This window comes from Brachybacterium sp. J144 (assembly GCF_036321705.1).
Lineage (GTDB): Bacteria > Actinomycetota > Actinomycetes > Actinomycetales > Dermabacteraceae > Brachybacterium.
Genome location: NZ_JAZDCG010000017.1, coordinates 44,338 through 61,523, shown reverse-complemented (window position 1 = coordinate 61,523; position 17,186 = coordinate 44,338). Strand labels below are relative to the sequence as shown.

General features: G+C 74.1%; 13 protein-coding genes. 6 read left to right on the top strand and 7 right to left on the bottom strand.

The features are described 5' to 3' along the window. Window positions 1–121: 121 nt before the first annotated feature. The 6 genes from V1260_RS07220 to V1260_RS07195 form a co-directional block, all read right to left on the bottom strand. Window positions 122–2,833, bottom strand: a complete 2,712-nt coding sequence (locus V1260_RS07220; RefSeq protein WP_329746138.1) for a glycosyl hydrolase — start codon at window positions 2,831–2,833, stop codon at window positions 122–124. Continuing rightward, on the bottom strand, window positions 2,830–4,104 hold the full coding sequence (locus V1260_RS07215) for a Gfo/Idh/MocA family protein (RefSeq protein WP_329746137.1): 1,275 nt from the start codon (window positions 4,102–4,104) through the stop codon (window positions 2,830–2,832). Before V1260_RS07215 ends, V1260_RS07220 begins: the two co-directional genes overlap by 4 nt. Then, window positions 4,101–5,459 carry a Gfo/Idh/MocA family protein gene (locus V1260_RS07210; RefSeq protein ID WP_329746136.1) on the bottom strand — a complete coding sequence of 453 codons (1,359 nt, stop codon included), beginning with the start codon at window positions 5,457–5,459 and terminating at the stop codon, window positions 4,101–4,103. Before V1260_RS07210 ends, V1260_RS07215 begins: the two co-directional genes overlap by 4 nt. A 196-nt stretch (window positions 5,460–5,655) precedes the next feature. Beyond that, window positions 5,656–6,570 (bottom strand): carbohydrate ABC transporter permease, encoded by a 915-nt coding sequence (locus V1260_RS07205; RefSeq protein ID WP_329746135.1) that lies wholly within the window; start codon window positions 6,568–6,570, stop codon window positions 5,656–5,658. Then, the gene (locus tag V1260_RS07200) at window positions 6,563–7,501 is read right to left on the bottom strand and encodes a carbohydrate ABC transporter permease (protein ID WP_329746134.1); all 939 of its coding nucleotides are present in this window, start codon (window positions 7,499–7,501) and stop codon (window positions 6,563–6,565) included. Before V1260_RS07200 ends, V1260_RS07205 begins: the two co-directional genes overlap by 8 nt. Before the next feature lie 157 nt (window positions 7,502–7,658). Then, complete coding sequence (locus V1260_RS07195; protein ID WP_329746133.1) at window positions 7,659–8,975, bottom strand: ABC transporter substrate-binding protein; 1,317 nt, start codon at window positions 8,973–8,975, stop codon at window positions 7,659–7,661. 594 nt (window positions 8,976–9,569) lie between these two features. Here V1260_RS07195 and V1260_RS07190 point away from each other — a divergent pair. Further along, the gene (locus V1260_RS07190; RefSeq protein ID WP_329746132.1) at window positions 9,570–10,355 is read left to right on the top strand and encodes a DedA family protein; all 786 of its coding nucleotides are present in this window, start codon (window positions 9,570–9,572) and stop codon (window positions 10,353–10,355) included. Further along, entirely contained in the window at window positions 10,352–11,362 is a 1,011-nt protein-coding gene (locus tag V1260_RS07185; protein WP_329746131.1) for a Sir2 family NAD-dependent protein deacetylase, read from the top strand. The genes V1260_RS07190 and V1260_RS07185 overlap by 4 nt, the downstream gene beginning before the upstream one ends. Before the next feature lie 4 nt (window positions 11,363–11,366). Here the strand turns inward: V1260_RS07185 and V1260_RS07180 are convergent, their stop codons facing one another. Beyond that, window positions 11,367–12,290, bottom strand: coding sequence for a hypothetical protein (locus V1260_RS07180; RefSeq protein WP_329746130.1), 924 nt, complete (start codon window positions 12,288–12,290; stop codon window positions 11,367–11,369). A 95-nt stretch (window positions 12,291–12,385) separates the two neighbouring features. Here V1260_RS07180 and V1260_RS07175 point away from each other — a divergent pair, with 95 nt between their 5' ends. The 4 genes from V1260_RS07175 to V1260_RS07160 all read left to right on the top strand — a co-directional run bounded on the left by V1260_RS07175 (window position 12,386) and on the right by V1260_RS07160 (window position 17,110). Further along, entirely contained in the window at window positions 12,386–13,150 is a 765-nt protein-coding gene (locus V1260_RS07175) for a LamB/YcsF family protein (RefSeq protein ID WP_329746129.1), read from the top strand. Continuing rightward, complete coding sequence (locus V1260_RS07170) at window positions 13,147–15,147, top strand: carboxyltransferase domain-containing protein (protein ID WP_329746128.1); 2,001 nt, start codon at window positions 13,147–13,149, stop codon at window positions 15,145–15,147. The genes V1260_RS07175 and V1260_RS07170 overlap by 4 nt, the downstream gene beginning before the upstream one ends. A 13-nt stretch (window positions 15,148–15,160) precedes the next feature. After that, a complete protein-coding gene (locus tag V1260_RS07165; RefSeq protein WP_329746127.1) occupies window positions 15,161–15,643 on the top strand; it encodes an NUDIX domain-containing protein in 483 nt (160 codons plus the stop codon). A gap of 111 nt (window positions 15,644–15,754) precedes the next feature. Beyond that, window positions 15,755–17,110 carry an MFS transporter gene (locus V1260_RS07160; RefSeq protein ID WP_329746126.1) on the top strand — a complete coding sequence of 452 codons (1,356 nt, stop codon included), beginning with the start codon at window positions 15,755–15,757 and terminating at the stop codon, window positions 17,108–17,110. The last annotated feature ends 76 nt before the right edge of the window (window positions 17,111–17,186 follow it).

Genomic DNA, 17,186 nt, shown 5'->3' with positions numbered 1-17,186 from the left:
CTTACCGCCGTTCCCCCCCAACCCCTGACCGGCCGAGGGGCACGCCAGCCGACGGGCACGCCCCGCGGCCCGCTCGATCGGGCTGGCGCGCCCCGCTCGATCGGGTCGCCGCGGCTCCGGCTCAGCCGAGGCGCAGCAGCGGCACCGTCCCGAGGCCGACGGCGGTGCCGTCCAGCAGCCGGTCGAGCTGCTGCATCTGGAACCGCTCGCCGTAGGCGGCGTGCGCGGCGGCGACCATCGGCCCCGCATGTGCGTCGATCGCGGAGGCGGGGGCGCTGGTCCCGTGGATCACCAGGCGCAGCGTGTGCTCGCCCGCGCCGACCCTCCCGCTGAGGTCCAGCCGGTACGGGGGCCGCCAGAGGATCCCCTGCTGCTGCCCGTCGATCTCCACGATCGCGATCTCCCGCACCGGGGCGTCGAGGAGGGCGCGGTAGCCCATCGCTCCCGCGGTCGGGGCGAGCGGAGTGCCCTCGCCGAGGTCGAGGACGATCCGTCCCGCCGCCTGCTCAGCGGTGAGGGTCAGCGTGGTCTCGAAGATCAGCGGCTGCCGATCGGCGGTCGCCGCACCGTCGCGCAGTAGCGGCAACTGCACCGCGGCGGGCTCCCGATCGCCATGGCGGAGGGTCCAGGGGCCGGCGAGCGCGAGGGTCGTGCCGGCGGCCGGGGCGACGCCCGCAGCGGTCTGCTCCGCGATGCCCCCGGCGGTCTGCTCAGCGACGCCCGCGGGCCCATCGCCGGCATCCGTCGGCAGGACCTCGGCGTCGCTCGCGACCAGCAGCACGGCCTCGTAGGGCTCGAGGCGCAGCGCGCCACAATCGGCCGGGAGCACCCGGCGCTCCCCCGTCGACGGATCGACCGCGACCAGGTGCGCCCGCGGCACGCGCAGGGTGAGCCGCAGGGTGCGCGGCGTGGGGCCGGTGTTGGCGAGGAAGTAGGCGTCGCCGTCCTCGAACCGGCGCCGCACCACCCCGATCTCGCCGCCTCCGCCGACGATCCGCACCGGTGGATCGAGCGCCGCCTGCAGCGCCGTGGTCAGCGGGTTCGTGCCGGCCCGACCGGCCTGGCGGGCGGCGAGGGAGAGCTGGGAATGGTCCAGCGCGGCGGTTCCCGCGACCGCCTCCTCGAGCCGCGCGACGGGGGTGCCCGCGGGATAGGCCGGGGAGTCGACCGCCAGCACGGTGCCGCCCGCGGCGCGCACCCGGTCGAGCCAGCGCGCGGTCGCCGCGGGCAGCCGCGTCACGTGCGGCAGGACCACCAGCGGGTAGGCCGCGGGGTCGAGGGCCTCGAGCGCGTCGTCGTCGACCAGGTCGAGGTCGTAGCCGGCGCGCCGGATCGCGGCGGGGATCTCCTCGCCGATGTGGGCGCGGCAGGCGCGCCACAGGTCGTGGCCGGTGCCGAGGCGGTAGCGGACGTCGGCGTAGGGCAGATAGAGGGCCACGTCGGCGCCGGGCCGGCCGAGGCGCAGCGCCCCGCACAGCCGGGTCAGGTGATCGGCGAGCGCGCCCATCGCGGGCCACCAGGTGTTCCGGCCATCGAGGGCGCCGGCGGCGTAGAAGGTCCAGCCGAGGCCCGGGGCGTCCGGCGCCGAGTACGGCCAGCCGTGGCCGACGAAGCCCGTGATCCCCAGCAGCAGGTGCTCGTGCGCCTCGCCGAGCAGGTCCAGCGGCGTCGCCCGGAACGACGGGGAGTGCACCCAGGTCCACACCTCGCTGGTCACGACCTCGCGGGCATCGAGATGCGCGGCCGACGAGGCCCAGCGGGACTGGGTCAGCGACGTCCAGCCGGCGCCCTCGCCCTCGATCAGGTGGGCGCGACGCTGGGCGCTCAGCGTGATCGGCGGCTCGCCGTAGCCCTGCAGGCGGAAGCGCACCCCGCGCTCCTCCGCCCAGTCGCGGCAGGTCTGCACGAACCCCTCCTCGACCAGCTCGGAGAGGGTGAGGCCGACGTCCTCGCGCACCTGCCCGGCGCGCGGCCCGTCGACCGTGAGCAGGTGCAGCAGCGGGAGCAGGTCGTAGCCGCGCCGGGCCCGGAACTCCTCGGGCAGGGCCGGGGTCCAGCTCGCCTCGTACACCTCGAGGCTGTCGCTGAACACGCTGCCGAGCAGCTCCGCGGGGACGGCGGAGAGGATCCGCCCGCCCACGTGGTCGAGGTGATGGCGCACCGCGGCCGGGTTCAAATGGTCGAGCACCGGCCCCTCGGCGCCCGCGGCGGCGCGCTTGACCTGCTGGCCGGTGGTCTCGGACCAGGTGATCAGCAGCGTGCGGGGGCCGCGACCGGCGGGGATCCGCACGCGGACGCCGGGGGCGACGGTGTCAGGGCCGACGGAAGCGTCCGGATCGTCGGACGCCGCACCCGCCAGCGGCTCGAGCGGCAGCGCCTCCCAGATGCGCGGCGGGAAGCCGTCGCCGAGGTGCACGGCGAGCGGGGCGTCGCCGGGCCAGGTGGGCACGATCTCGAGGGTCCGCGCCTCGGGGCCGAGGTCGCGCCGCTCGGACCGCACCCGTCGTGCCGCGTGCTCGGGGCCGATGTGTGGCCCGCCGTAGCTCCAGCCCGAGCCGAGGGTGACGTCGAGGCGCAGCCCCAGGTCGCGGGCGGTCTCCGCCGCATGACGGACGTGGCCGAGCACCACGTCGGAGAGGTAGTCCGGGGCGCCCTCGCGCAGCGGGTAGACGAACGCGATCTCCGCCCCGCCGAGCCCCGCCGCGGCCATCGCCCGCAGCTCGCGGTCGATCTCGGCGTCCTCGACGTCAGGCCCGAACCACCACCAGCGCATCATCGGCCGCGCCGCGGGGTCGGGGGTCTCGATCCGCTCGAGCAGCCGGCGGATCGTCATGGCGCGCCGACGGGCGGGGTCCAGGTCGCGATCGCGTCCTCCCGCGCCCAGGGCAGACCCAGTCGCGAGAAGGGCTCGCCGCGGTCGAGGGCCTCGAGGAGCACCTCCTCGATGCGGTCGACGACCGGGTGCGCGGCCTCGCCGTCCCCCTCCCAGGTGACGGAGGAGGGGTCGATCGGCAGCGGATCGGGCACGGACTGGATCGCCTCGAGCACCGCGCTGAACGCCCCGGTCGAGGCGAGCGGGCTGATCAGCGCCACCTGCGGATCGCGCACGTGGGCCAGCAGGTTCTCGACCAGGTCCGTGCGCGGGTACTCGTGCGCGGTGACGGTGCCGTCGGCGGCGGTGACCTCCGCCCGGTCCTCGGTGTACCAGAGACGGGCGGAGCCGTTCTCGCCGAGGACCTCGACCCACGGCGCCGACTGGTCGGGCGCGGTGGTGGTGAGCGCGGCGAGGACCGTCGGCCGGGCGGGCTCGCCCGTGCCGCCCGGGGCGGGCTCGACGCGCAGGAAGCTGGTGTCGTCGGCCTCGATGTCGTGGGCCCGACGCAGCTCCGTGGTCACCCGGGCGACGTCCTCGACGCGGGTCATCCCGGCGATCGCGAGGGCCGCGTGCACCGAGTGGGCGAGCGGGTTGGTGGCGACGCCGTCGGCGACCCGTCGGCCGTCGAGCCGGCGCCGGCCCGCCCAGCGGGAGCGCTGGTAGTAGGCGCGATCGCGCTGCCACGCCCCGTAGGCGCGGACGGCGCGGACCGCTCCCAGCTGCCCGGTCGCGATGAGGTCGATGAGCGCGTCGACCCCGCCGCCGCCGCGGGCCTGGAAGCCGACCTGCAGGCTGCGGACCGCGGCGTCGGCCGCCTCCTGGAGGGTGCGCAGCTCGCCGAGCTCCGGCACGGGCGGCTTCTCGAGGTAGACGTGGCAGCCGGCGGCGAGCGCCGCGGTCGCGAGCGGCACGTGCGTGTCGATCGGCGTCGCGATGATGACCACCTCGGGCGAGGCCTCGCCGGGCAACGCCGCGAGCAGCTCCTCGAGGTTCCGGTGGTGGATCGCGGCGAGCTCCGCCGGGGGGTCGGCGATGTCGACCACGCCCACCAGCTCGGCGAGGCCCGCCGCAGTCAGCCGGGCGAGGTTCTCGAGGTGGACGCGGCCGAAGCCGCGGGTCCCCACGAGCGCGACCCGCACCGGGGCCGCGCTCGTCCCCGCGCCCGCACCCTGCTGATCGGTCCCGCCGTCGGCGTCGGTCGCCGACGGATCCGCTGCGGCCGGGCTCATGCCGTGGCGCCCGCGGTCGCGCTCTCCCGGCGGAGGTCCAGGCCCAGGAACTCGGCGACGTCGACCGGGAGCCCGGTCGCGAGGGACTCGTTGCCGCAGATGCCGACGCTGATCGCGCGCAGCCCGTCGCGGTGGTCGGAGGGCCGGCCCAGCTCGTCCTCGGCCGGGCCGACGAAGACGTCGCGCAGCAGCAGCGCATCGCCGCCGCCGTGCCCGCCGACGCCCTCCGGGATCTCGACCTCCTGCGCGGCGGCGAAGTGCTTCTGCACCACGAGCCGCTCGCCGCGCTCGCGCACGCCCGCGTCCTCGGTGGTGACGGCGACGGCGCTGGGGTCCAGATGCGGAGACTCGTCCTCGGTATCCGACATCACGGTCACCTCGGCGCGCTCGATGACCTCGAGCTCGGCGCGGCCCGCCGTGCCGTTGACGGCGACGCGGTAGCCCTCCCAGGGGCTGTGCGCGTTGAGGGCGTAGGTGAGGACCGGGCCGCGGGCGTAATCGACCAGCGCGGTGAGGTTGTCCTCGGCGGTGATGCCGGCGTCGAACACGGAGCGGTCGCGGAGGTAGCCGTCGTGCTCCTCGGCCTTCAGGTAGAGGGCCTCGAGCCGCTCGTCGGAGCGGAGGTCCAGCTCGAAGGGGTCGTGGGCGCCGTCGTGGGTGCCGCGCTCGGGCAGCGGTGCCTGGCCGCGGGCGGCGGCGGCGTCGGCCCCGTAGAAACGCAGGCCGCCGCGGGCGTAGACCCGCACCGGGGTGTCCGCGATCCACCAGTTGACGAGGTCGAAGTGGTGGGCGGCCTTGTGGATGAACAGGCCACCGGAGTTGGTCTTGTCGCGGTGCCAGCGACGGAAGTAGTCGGCGCCGTGCTGCGTGTCGAGCACCCACTCGAAGTTCACGGAGACGACCTCGCCGATCTCGCCCGAGGCGATGACCTGCTTGAGCGCAGTGTTCCGGGGGCTGTAGCGGTAGTTGAAGGTGACGACCACGCTGCGGCCGGTGCGGTCGATGGCCTCCTGGATCGAGCGGGCCGAGGGCGCGTCGATCGTGAGCGGCTTCTCGACCACCACGTCGGCGCCGGCGTCGAGGGAGCGCACCACGTGCTCGGCATGGAGCCGGTCGACGCTGGTGACGATCACCCGGTCCACCTTCTCCTCGGCGATGATCGCCTCGAGCTCCTCCGGACCGCCCAGTCGGACGTCCGCGAAGGCCGGGACCCGATCGCGATGGAACTCCCGACGGGCGGGGTTCACGTCGATCAGGGCGACGAGCTCGGCGACGTCGGCGTGGGGGCCGGCGATCGCGTCGAGGTACATCTGGGCCCGGTGGCCGGATCCGATCAGGGCGTAGCGGGTGCGCATGTCTCTCCTGGGTAGAGCGGTGTGGTGGCTGGGTGGCGGTGGGGGCGGGCGTGGGCGAGGGCGGCGGACGTGGCGCGGTGGGGCGCCTTCGCTCAGAACCCCCGCAGACTGGGGGGAATAGCCGCCGAATTCCCCCAAGTCTGTGGAGGTTCTGCCCGGAACGGGCGGGGCCGACGCGCGGCCCCGCCCGTCGGGATTACTTGATGCCGGTCGTCGCGAAGCCCTTGATCAGGAAGCGCTGACCGAAGAGGAACACGAAGAACAGCGGGATCAGGGACACCACCGACATCGCGAACATGGCGCCCCAGTCCGAGGACCCCTGCGTGTCGAGATAGGCGCGCAGGGCGAGCGGCACCGTGAAGTTGTCTGGCGTGGTCAGGTAGATCAGCGAGCCGAAGAAGTCGTTCCACGTCCACATGAAGGTGAAGATCGTGGTGGTCGCCAGCGCCGGCAGCATGAGCGGGAGGATCACGCGGAAGAAGATCCGGAAATGGCCGCAGCCGTCGATGCGTGCCGCCTCGTCGAGCTCCTTCGGGATGCCGCGGATGAACTGCACCATCAGGAAGATGAAGAACGCGTCCGTGGCCAGGAACTTCGGCAGGATCAGGGGCAGCATCGTGTTCACCCAGCCGGTCTGGGAGAACATAATGTACTGCGGCACGATCACGACGTGGATCGGCAGCATCAGCGTCATCAGCATGACCGCGAAGGCCACGTTCCGACCCCAGAACCGCAGCCGCGCGAACGCGTAGGCAGTCACGGTGCAGGCGAACAGATTGCCGATCACACAGCCGACGACCAGGATCGTCGAGTTCATCAGGTAATGCGAGAAGTCGAACGACTGCGCCGTCCAGCCCCGCACGTAGTTGTCGATGTCGAAGCTGACCGGGAACAGCGAGGGATTGCGGAAGATCTCGTCGTTCGGGCGGAGCGAGGACACGACCATCCACAGCAGCGGATAGATCATCGCCAGGCTCGCCACGATCATGAAGACGTGCTTCAGCGCGCGGCGCAGGAGATGCCGGTTGTGATGGCGCAGGGGGACGTCGCTCGCGGACGTCGTCGCGGGGCGGCCGGAGACATCCGGCGAGGTCACGGAGAGGTCAGTCATCGTAATGCACCCAGAACTTGGAGACGAAGAAGTTGATCGCGGTGAAGATCGCGACGATCACCAGCAGCAGCCAGGCCATCGCCGAGGCATAGCCCATGTCGAACTGCGTGAAGCCCTTCTGGTACAGGTACAGCGTGTAGAACATCGTCGAATCCGACGGGCCGCCGGTCCCTCCCGAGACCACGAACGCCTGCGTGAAGGTCTGGAACGCGTTGATCACCTGCAGCACCAGGTTGAAGAAGATGATCGGGGTCAGCAGCGGGATCGTGATCCGGAAGAACTGCGCCACCTTCGAGGCGCCGTCCACGCTCGCCGCCTCGTAGTACATCTGCGGGATCTGCCGCAGACCCGCGAGGAAGATGATCATCGGCGAGCCGAAGGTCCACACGTGCAGCAGGATGATCGTCCACAGCGCCGTATCCGGGTTCGAGACCCAGCCCGGCAGGTTCGTGAAGCCGAGCGCCCCCAGGAACTGATTGACCAGCCCGTTCGCGCCGAACATCTGCCGCCACAGGATCGAGATCGCGACCGATCCGCCGAGCAGCGAGGGCAGGTAGAACACCGAGCGGTAGAAGGACAGACCCTTCATGCCCTGGTTCAGCAGCACCGCGAGCAGCAGCGCCGCGATCAGCTGCAGCGGCGTCCCCACCAGCACATAGGTGAAGGTCACCACGAGCGAGTTGCGCAGCCGCGAGTCGCCCGCCATGTCGATGTAGTTCTCCAGACCCACCCACTCGGGGGCCGCGAGCATCGAGTAGTCCGTGAACGACAGGTACAGCGAGGCGACCATCGGGATGATGGTGATGCCCAGCAGACCCAGCAGCCACGGCGTCATGAACACCAGGCCGGCCCTGTTGTCCGGATGCTTCTCGCGGGGCCCGCCGCGCTTCGTGCGCGACAGGATCTGGCTGAGCTCTCCGACAGCGCTCATCCGTCGTCTCCCTTCGGTGGTGCCGGCCCGGTGCGGGGCCGACGGGGGGGGGCCCCCCTCCCACACCTTTTTGTGGGTTCTTCCTGGTTGGGGTCCTAATGGGCACCCCCCCCCTCCCCCCCCCCGGGACCGGCTGCGGTTCTCGTGCGGACGATGGTCAGGACAGCGCCGAGTTCAGCTCGTCGAGCACGCGCTGCCCGGCGTCGGCGGTGGAGATGTTGCCGAACAGCATGTCCTCCCCGGCACGGGTCAGGATCGACTCGAACTCGCCGCCGCCCTGCGGGGTGATCTCCGGCGGGGCGCCGAGCTCGGACTCGATGGCGTTGAGGTAGTCGACGGCCTTGGTGTTGGACGCGTCGAGGTCCGGGACGATCGCCTCCCGCACGGTGAGGTTGCCGGGCACGCCGCGCTCGACGGAGAGGATCTTCCCGGCCTCGGGGGTGTTCACGAGGAAGTCCACGAAGGCGACGGCGGCCTCGGGGTTCGCGGTCTTCGCGGAGACGGCCCAGTACATCGAGGCCTTATACCAGAGCTGCGCCTCGGCGGCGGAGCCGGCGACCGACGGCGGGCGCAGCACGACGAGCGATCCGTCGTGCATCGCGTCGTGGGCGACGACCTGGTTGGACCAGGCGACGGTCATGGCGATCTTGCCGGTGCCGAAGAGCGACTGGTCCATCGACTGGGAGGAGTCCTCGACGGAGACGCTCGCGTTCGGGCCCGCGCCGGAGTCCTGGATGCGCTTGGCCCACTCGAACCACTCGGTGGCGGTGGCGGCGTCGAAGCCGGCCGCGCCGTCCTTGTACTGGTCCTGGCCGGCCTGGCGCACCCACAGCTGGAAGAGGCCCTGGACGGTGCCCATCTGGGTCATGCCGTAGGTGCCGTCGGGGGTGGCCTCGGAGATCTGCGTGGCGAGCTCGATGAGGTCGTCCCAGGTCCAGGTGGTGTCGTCGGGGATCTCGACGCCGGCCTCCTCGAAGACCGCGGGGTTGGCGAGGACGGTGAAGGCGTTCAGGCCGGCGTTGATGGCGGCGAGGCCCACGTCGGGCAGCTCGCCCACCTCGACCGAGCCCTCGACGAACTCGGAGGTGTCCAGCCCGGCGGCGGCGAGGTCGAGCAGCGCGCCGCGCTGGCCGTACTCGGCGAGGTACTTCTCGTCCATCTGCACGATGTCGGGGAAGTCGCCGCCGGCGGTCTGGGTGGCGAGCTTGTCCCAGTAGCCGGACCACTCGCCGGGCTCGAGGGAGATGGTGACGTCGGGGGCGACCTCCTTGTAGGCCTCCACGACGTTCTCGGTGTTCTCGTTGCGGGTGGGGTTGCCCCACCAGGCCAGGCGCAGGCTGCCCGCGTCGGCGGAGCCGCCGTCGCTGCCGCCGCCTCCGCTGCCGCCGCCGGTGGCGTTGGGCCCGCAGGCGGCGAGGCCGACGAGGCCGGGGACGGTGATGCCCAGGGCGAGGGCGGAACGTCGAGTGAACATCAGATCTCCTTTGATCCAGCGGGGCGGCCGGGTGGCCGAGGTGTTCAGGGCGGGACGGTGGGGCGGGTGCTGCGCGTCGGGTGGCGGTGCCGGGGCGGAGGAGCGATCCGTCAGTGGATCGACCGGCCCGGTCGTCCCCGCCGGCGATGAAAGGTTTCATCTCGACGACCCTCGCCCGCCACCTCGGATGCGGGGGTGGGGGAGGGTCGTCCGTCGGGGAGCGTGACGCGACGTCCCCAAAGGAAAGCGCTTGTCCCGTCTCTTGTCAACACCGTGATCGGCAACACAGCAATCGTTGCATGATCGTTGCCGCGGCCGGTCCGCGGCGGGGCGGCGCGGCGCTCCCGGGGACCTTCCAGGCCCCGTCCCGGCCCGCTCCACGCCCCGTTCACCCTCCCGTCACGCCCGGCCCGTAGCCTCGCCGCCACGGGACCGGCCATCACCCACGCGGTCGCCGCGCTACACCACGTACCTCGCCCCGCCGCGTCCCGACCCGCGCCGCCAGCCCCGCTGACCCACTCGCGCCGCCAGCCCCAGCCCGCCACCCCGCCAGCCCGCCAGCCCGCCAGCCCGCCAGCCCCGGAGAGGAGACCCATGGACGTCACCGCCTGGGCGATCTCCCTGATGGAGCTCCTCGGCGGGCCGGGCATCGCGCTGGTGATCGCGGCCGAGGCCCTGTTCCCGCCGATCCCGGGCGAGATCCTGCTGCCCTTCGCCGGGGTGAGCGCCGCCGCGAACGGCCAGCACGTGCTGGTCCCGATCGCCTGGACCACGCTGGGCTCGGTGCTCGGCGGGCTCGGCGTGTACGCCGTCGGCCGGGCCCTGGGGCTCGCGCGCACCCTCGCGCTGGTGCGCCGCCTGCCCCTCCTCGAGGAGAAGGACGTGCACGTCGCGATGCGCTTCTTCGATCGCTGGGGCTTCCCGGCGGTGGCGATCGCCCGCTTCGTGCCGATGGTGCGCACCTTCATCTCGATCCCCGCGGGCATCGAACGGATGCCGGTCTGGCTCTTCGCGGCGGCGACCGGGCTCGGCTCCGCGCTCTGGAACGCCCTGTTCGTGATCGCCGGCTTCGCCTTCGGGGAGGCCGGCGGCACCGCGCTCGAGGCGTTCGTGCGGATCTACTCCTCGATCGTCGCCGGCATCGGGCTGGTCGCGGCGATCTGGTTCCTGATCCGGCGGGTACGCAGTCGCCGACGGAGGCCGACGGGGGAAGCGACGGAGCCGGAGGCGGGCCCAGAAGCGGAGACGGACGAGGTCCCGCACGCCGCGGACGTCGTCGCCGACGCCCGCCCCGACCCGTCTCCGACGGATCCCGACCCGTCGGATCCCGATCCGTCGCCCCCGGATCCCGGGCCGTCGCGGCCTACGCTGGAGCGATGATCCCCGAGGACCCCGCCCCCGTCGGCCCCGCGGCAGACTTCGTCCGCTGGTTCTCGACCGCCGCCCCGCCGGCCACCCGCCCCTCCCCCGCCCCGCGGGGCGCCCCGCGCGTGCCCGCCTGGGGCCCGCTCGACGGCGCCGCCTACGGTGCCCGCAGCAGCGTGGCGGAACTCGACGCGGGCCTCGCACTGCTCGCGGGACGACCCGTCGCGGTGCTGACCGGTGCGGGCATGTCCACCGGCTCGGGGCTCCCGGACTACCGCGGTCGGAACGCCGTGCCCCGCTCCCCCATGACGCTGCAGGAGTTCCGGGCGCACGACCTCTCGCGGCGCCGCTACTGGGCCCGCTCCACCGTCGGCTGGGAGCAGTTCCTGCGCGCCCGGCCGGGCGCCGCCCACCGGCTGCTCGCGGCGCTGGGCCCCGCCGCCTTCCCCGTAACAGCGGTGATCACGCAGAACGTCGACGGTCTGCACGCCGCGGCCGGTTCCGATCCCGTGATCGACCTGCACGGACGCCTCGACCGGGTGCGCTGTCTGCACTGCGGGGCGCTCTCGGCGCGCGCTGCCCTGCACGCGCGACTGCTCGCCCTGAACCCCGAGCTGGCCGCGCGTCTGCCGCAGCTCGCGGCCGATGCCGCCCAGGCCCCCGACGGCGACGCCGAGGTGGACCGCACCAGTTCCTTCCGCTATCCGCCGTGCCCGCTCTGCGGCGGGATCCTCAAGCCCGACGTGGTCTTCTTCGGCGAGTCCGCCCGGCCGGAGACGGTCGGCGCCGCCTTCGCGGCGCTCGCGGCCGCCGAGGTGCTGCTGGTGCTGGGCTCCTCGCTCACGGTGCAGTCGGGGCTGCGCTTCGTGCGCGCCGCCCGACGCGACGGCCGCGACGTGGTGATCGTCAACGACGGGCCGACGCGCGGGGACGCCGAGGCGACGCTTCGCCTGCACGGCCGGCTCGAGGAGGTGCTCGGGCACTGGGCGGAGCGTGTCGGGGTCGCAGCCGACGCGCGCTGAGCGATCAGCGGTCGTCCGCGGGGCCGCCGCCCACGAGCACCGCGGCGAGGGCGCGCAGATCGACGGCGTCGACGCGGCGGAACTCGAGGTGCGGATCGTCCGCGGCCGGGTCGAGCACCTCCATGACCAGCACTTCCTGACCGGTCGCGTAGAGGCTCGCCTGGTGCACGGCGTCCTCGGCCGCCGCGGCCACGGTCACGAGCGTCATGGCGCGGGTCGCGGCGAGCGCGGCCGCGAGCGGCGAGCTGTCGAGCGCCGAGATCCGCAGCACCACCGGGTCGCCCGTCGGCCCGGCGACGCCCTCGGGGTCCCACAGCCGCAGCAGACGGTCGGGCACCTGCTCGGTGCGGAGGATCGTGAAGCGGTGCATCCCCTCGGCCGTGACCTCCTCCTCGAGGACCCCGCCCGCATGGGCGTAGTGGTGGACGCGGTCCACCTCGACCCCGGCGGTGGTCTCGCGTGTGCGCTCGGCGGTGGTGAAGCGTGGGGCGGTGCGGCGCAGCACGAGGCAGGCGGCGAGCTGCGGCTCGGCCTGCCAGAGCACCCGCCCGGTGGCGTCCTCCCGGACCCGGCGCACGCGGCCGTCGGCGAGCAGCCCGCGCAGCGCGGACCCGGCGAGCAGGGTGCGCTGCTCGGAGTGCTCGCGGATCCAGGGGGTCGCGGTGTGCTGGCGACGGGCGTGGCCCTCGAGGGCCACGAGCTGCTCGTCGGTGAGCACGAGGACCGGCTCGGGCCGATCGTCGGTGCTGGTCAGCAGCTCCTCGGCGGCGAGCACGTCCTCGCGGGCGAAGGGCAGCGGGGCCTCGGGATCGCTCGCCTCGCCGAGCCCGGCCGGGAGGTCGGGAACCCGGCCGGGGATGATCGCGAGCGGCGGCTCGGCAGGGGCGGATCGGCTCGGGGCGGGCGGGTCGGCGGGGCGCGGCTCCATCCCGCGACACTATCGGCCCGGCGCGCGGGGACTGACAATGGTCGGGGAGGTCCGACGGCCTCCGGAACCACCCGCCGCCCAAGGAGCCGCCCCGCATGACCGCCGCCGTGCTCGACCTCAATGCCGATCTCGCCGAGGGCTTCGGCGCCTGGTCGATGGGCGATGACGCTGCGCTGCTCGAGGTCGTGACCACCGCGAACGTTGCCTGCGGTGGGCACGCCGGGGATCCGTCGACCATGCGCGCCGCCTGTCGGGCGGCGGTCGCGCACGGGGTCGCGCTCACGGCGCACGTCGCCTACCCGGATCTGCAGGGCTTCGGCCGACGCTTCCTCGACATCGCCCCCGACGAGCTCACCGATCTGGTGATCGCGCAGGTCGGGGCGCTCTCCGCGATCGCCCGCGCGGAGGGCACGAGCGTGCGCGGGGTGAAGCCCCACGGCGCCCTCTACAACGCCCTCGCCCATCACCCGGCGCAGGCCGCGGCGGTGGTGCGGGCCCTCGTCGAGCTCGGCGGCGAGCTGCCGCTGGTCGCCGCGCCGGGAGCGGTCGTCGCCGGGCTCGCCGAGGAGGCGGGGGTGGCCGTGGTGCTCGAGGGCTTCGCCGACCGCGCCTACCTCCCCGATGGCACGCTCGTGCCCCGGACGCAGCCGGGCGCGGTGCTCGCCGACGAGGACGCGGTGCTCGCGCAGGCGCTCTCGATCGCCGCGGAGCGACGGGTGCGGGCGGCCGACGGCTCCCTCCTCGACCTGCCCGTGCGCACCCTCTGCCTTCACGGGGACACCCCGGGGGCGGTGGCGCTCGCCCGCGCGGTGCGGGATCGGCTCACCGCGGCCGGCGTACGGCTCGAGGCAGCGCTGTGAAGTCGAGCCCCGAGGGGACGCTCGAGACCCGGTACCTGCCCGCCCCGCTGCGGGTGCACCGGGCCGGGGAGGCGGCGCTGCTGGCCGAGTACCCGGACACGGCCGCGGTGCTCGCCGCGGTCGCCGCCTGCCGTCGCCTCGACCCGCCCCTTCTCCGGGACCTCGTCCCCGCCGAGCGGACCGTGCTGCTGACCGGCGACGCCGCCCGGGACCTGCCCGCCCTCGAGGCGCTGCTGCGACACCTGCCCGTCGCCCGGCCCGACGAGACCGCGGGCGACGTGGTCGAGATCGGTGCGGTGTACGACGGCGAGGACCTGCCGGAGGTGGCGGAGCTGCTCGGCCTCAGCCCCGAGGCCTTGGTCGACGCGCACTCCGCGACCGAGTGGGTGGCGGCGTTCGGCGGCTTCGCGCCGGGATTCGCCTATCTGCTGCCGACGGCCGACCGGCAGTCGACGGCCGACGTGGGGCCGACGGCCGACCACCAGCAGATGGCCGACGCCGCGCGGCCGGACCCCGTCGGCCCGCCGTGGGAGGTGCCGCGCCGTACCGAGCCGCGCACCGCCGTACCCGCGGGCGCGATCGGCCTGGCCTCCCGCTACTGCGGCATCTACCCGCGCTCCTCTCCCGGCGGCTGGCAGCTGATCGGCCGCACCGAGACCGTGCTCTTCGACGCGGGCCGCACCCCGCCCGCACTGCTCGCGCCGGGCACCCGGGTGCGCTTCGTGCCACTGCGGAGCCGGCTGCTCGCGGGCGGCGCCCTGGCCGGCGGGGTGCTCGTCGGCGGCGTGCTCGGATCGGCCGGCGAGCGCGCGGTCTCCGGGGCGACCGGGGTCGGCGAGCAGGTCGCCGAGACCGTCGTCGAGACCGTCCATGCCGCCGGGGCGGTCGCCGATCAGCTCACCGACTCGCTCATCCGCTCCCGCGCCGGACAGGCACTGGCCCGAGCGCGCCAGGAGGCGTCGGCCGTGCCCGCGCGGATCCGGCACCGCACGCCGGGGACCGGAGCGTCGGGGACGGGCCGCTCCGGTCAACGACCCGCCGCCGTACCTCGCCCCCTGCTGCAGGTGCTCGACGCCGGACCCCTCACCCTGCTGCAGGACCTCGGCCGACCCCATCGCGCCGCCATCGGCGTCAGCCCTTCCGGCGCCTTCGACCGGGCGGCCCTCGCCGGCGCCAACCTCGCCGTCGGCAATCCCCCGCAGGCGGCAGCGCTGGAGATGCTCGTCGGCCCGCTGCGGCTGCGCGCCCTCGCCCCCGTCACCCTCGCGATCTCCGGGGCCGCCGCCCCGCTGGTGCTCGCCCACCGTCGGCAGGCGGTACGCGGCGAGTCGCTCGCGGCCGCCGATTCCCGCGAGCGCGCCGTGGCCCTCGAGGAGGGGGACGAGATCGAGATCGGCCCGGTGCTCTCCGGGCTGCGAGTCACGGTCGCGGTGCGCGGCGGGCTCGGCGGGGTGCGACGGGCCGACGGCGCCGTGACCGGCGCGGTGCTCGGCTCGCTCGCCGCCGACACCCTCTCCGGCCTCGGCCCCGGGGCCCTCGACCCCGGCGACGTGCTCCTGATCGGCACGGACCACGGTCTCGACGCGGTGCCGCGCGGCGCGACGGCGTCGGCCGAGGTGGCCACCGGGGCGGGCGAGACGGCGGGCGAGGCGCTCACCATCCCGCTGCGGCTCGGACCGCGTGACCGTCTGCTGGGTGCCGAGGCGGTGCGCGCGCTGCTCGAGAACCCCTGGCGGGTGCGGGCGGACTCCAACCGCGTCGGGGTGCGCCTCGACGGGACGCCGCTCCCCCTGCCGGAGGGGATCGGCGCGCTCCCGAGCGAGGCGATGATGCTCGGCGCGGTGCAGGTCCCGCCGTCGGGCCTGCCGGTCGTGTTCGGACCCGACCACCCCACCACCGGCGGCTACCCCGTGATCGGGGTCGCGGACCGGCGCGGGCTGGACGTGCTCGCGCAGGCGGTCCCCGGAACGCCTCTGCGGTTCACCGCCCTGCGGTGACACGATGGGCGCCATGGCCCGCCTCCTGCCCGACCCCGCCTACTTCGCCTCCCTCCCCAAGGTCATCACCTCCGGCGCCGTGATCCTGCGCGACGAGCACGACCGGGTGGTCATCGAGAAACCGAACTACCGCGACCACTGGCTGCTGCCCGGAGGAGGTGTCGACCCCGGCGAGGACGCCCGCGAGTGCGCCCGCCGCGAGGTGCGCGAGGAACTGGGGCTCGAGATCGAGGTGGGTCGCCTGCTCTCGGCCGACTGGATGCCATCGAGCGCCGTCCGCTCCGCCCCGATGGGCGTGCACTTCCTGTTCGACGGCGGGGTGGTCCCCGCGGCGCAGCTCGAGGCGGACATCGTGCCGCAGGCCGCCGAGCTCGACGGCTGGATGCTCGCCGAGGAGTCCGAGCTGCACCTGCTGAGCCCCTGGGGCGCGGCGCGGGCCCGGCGCGGTCTCGCCGTGCTGCGCGGCGAGGCGGTCGCGGACCTGACGGCGCACTGAGCGGGCGGTCGCGCGTTGGCCCGAGATTCCCCCGCGGGGGCGGGAGTGCGCCATGATGTGCCGGTCCCTCCCCCGAGATCGACCTCCTGACGCGTCCCCCTGGAGCTGCGCATGACCACCGCCCCCACCTCCCGTCGGCCCCTGACCCGCTCCGAGCGGCTGGACCGGCTGCCCTTCACCCGCAAGCACGGGAAGATGCTCGGCGCGTCCGGCATCGGCTGGGCGCTCGACGCGATGGACGTGGGGCTGGTCAGCTTCGTCATCGCCGCGCTCACCGTGCACTGGGAGATCGGCAAGGGCGAGAGCTCCCTGATCGCCTCGGCCGGGTTCGCAGGCATGGCGATCGGGGCCACGCTCGGCGGGCTGCTCGCCGACCGGATCGGCCGACGCTCCGTCTTCGCCCTCACCCTCCTGGTGTACGGCCTGGCCACGGGCGCCTCCGCCCTCGCCGGCGGGATCGCGGTGCTGATCGTGCTGCGCTTCGTGGTGGGGCTCGGGCTCGGCGCCGAGCTGCCCGTCGCCTCGACGCTGATGAGCGAGTTCGCGCCGAAGCGGATCCGCGGTCGCGTGATCGTGTGGCTCGAGGCGTTCTGGGCGCTGGGCTGGATCCTCGCCGCCGTGATCGGCACCTTCGTCGCCGCGTCCGGGCCGAGCGGCTGGCGGTGGGCGCTCGCGATCGGCATGGTCCCCGCGCTCTATTCGCTCGTGGTGCGGCTCGGCATGCCGGAGTCCGTGCGCTTCCTCGAGAAGCAGGGCCGCGTCGAGGAGGCCGAGCGGGTGGTCCGCGAGTTCGAGGCCTCCGCGGGGGTCGAGCCGGGCGGGGCGGTGGCGGGGGCCGACGGTCCCAGCGGAGCGGTCGGCGGCACCGCGGCGGAGCCCGTCGGCGGGATCTGGTCCCGTGCCCTGCGGGCGCGGACCGCCGGGCTGTGGGTGGTGTGGTTCTGCATCAACCTGTCGTACTACGGGGCGTTCATCTGGATCCCGACGCTGCTGGTCGAGCGCGGATTCGACCTCACGAAGTCGTTCACCTTCACGCTCATCATCACGATCGCCCAGATCCCCGGGTACGCGGCCGCGGCATGGCTGATCGAGAAGCTCGGCCGACGCTGGACCCTCACGATCTTCCTCGCCGGCTCGGCGCTCTCCGCCATCGCCTACGGCCTCGCCGACTCCGAGCCGATGATCATCGCCGCCGGCTGCGCACTGAGCTTCTTCAACCTCGGCGCGTGGGGCGCCCTGTATGCGATCGGCCCGGAGCTGTACCCGACCTCGGTGCGCGGCACCGGCACGGGCGCCGCGGCGGGCTTCGGCCGCATCGCCTCGCTGATCGCGCCGTTCATGGTGCCGGTGCTGATCGTCGGCGGCGGCCAGCTGCTCGCCTTCGCCGTGTTCGCCGCCGCCTTCGCCCTCGCCGCCGCCGCGGCCTTCACCCTCCCGGAGCAACGGGGGAAGGCACTGGTCGAGTAGGGGGTCGGCGGGCTGGGGTCGACTGGGGTGCCTGGGCCGAGGTGACCGTGGTTGCACGGGCTGGATGGCCGGCGGG

Bases quoted from the DNA above. Each gene is read 5' to 3' on its own strand.
- V1260_RS07220 (WP_329746138.1), bottom strand. From the start codon at position 2,833: ATGACGATCCGCCGGCTGCTCGAGCGGATCGAGACCCCCGACCCCGCG.
- V1260_RS07215 (WP_329746137.1), bottom strand. From the start codon at position 4,104: ATGAGCCCGGCCGCAGCGGATCCGTCGGCGACCGACGCCGACGGCGGG.
- V1260_RS07210 (WP_329746136.1), bottom strand. From the start codon at position 5,459: ATGCGCACCCGCTACGCCCTGATCGGATCCGGCCACCGGGCCCAGATG.
- V1260_RS07205 (WP_329746135.1), bottom strand. From the start codon at position 6,570: ATGACTGACCTCTCCGTGACCTCGCCGGATGTCTCCGGCCGCCCCGCG.
- V1260_RS07200 (WP_329746134.1), bottom strand. From the start codon at position 7,501: ATGAGCGCTGTCGGAGAGCTCAGCCAGATCCTGTCGCGCACGAAGCGC.
- V1260_RS07195 (WP_329746133.1), bottom strand. From the start codon at position 8,975: ATGTTCACTCGACGTTCCGCCCTCGCCCTGGGCATCACCGTCCCCGGC.
- V1260_RS07190 (WP_329746132.1), top strand. From the start codon at position 9,570: ATGGACGTCACCGCCTGGGCGATCTCCCTGATGGAGCTCCTCGGCGGG.
- V1260_RS07185 (WP_329746131.1), top strand. From the start codon at position 10,352: ATGATCCCCGAGGACCCCGCCCCCGTCGGCCCCGCGGCAGACTTCGTC.
- V1260_RS07180 (WP_329746130.1), bottom strand. From the start codon at position 12,290: ATGGAGCCGCGCCCCGCCGACCCGCCCGCCCCGAGCCGATCCGCCCCT.
- V1260_RS07175 (WP_329746129.1), top strand. From the start codon at position 12,386: ATGACCGCCGCCGTGCTCGACCTCAATGCCGATCTCGCCGAGGGCTTC.
- V1260_RS07165 (WP_329746127.1), top strand. From the start codon at position 15,161: ATGGCCCGCCTCCTGCCCGACCCCGCCTACTTCGCCTCCCTCCCCAAG.
- V1260_RS07160 (WP_329746126.1), top strand. From the start codon at position 15,755: ATGACCACCGCCCCCACCTCCCGTCGGCCCCTGACCCGCTCCGAGCGG.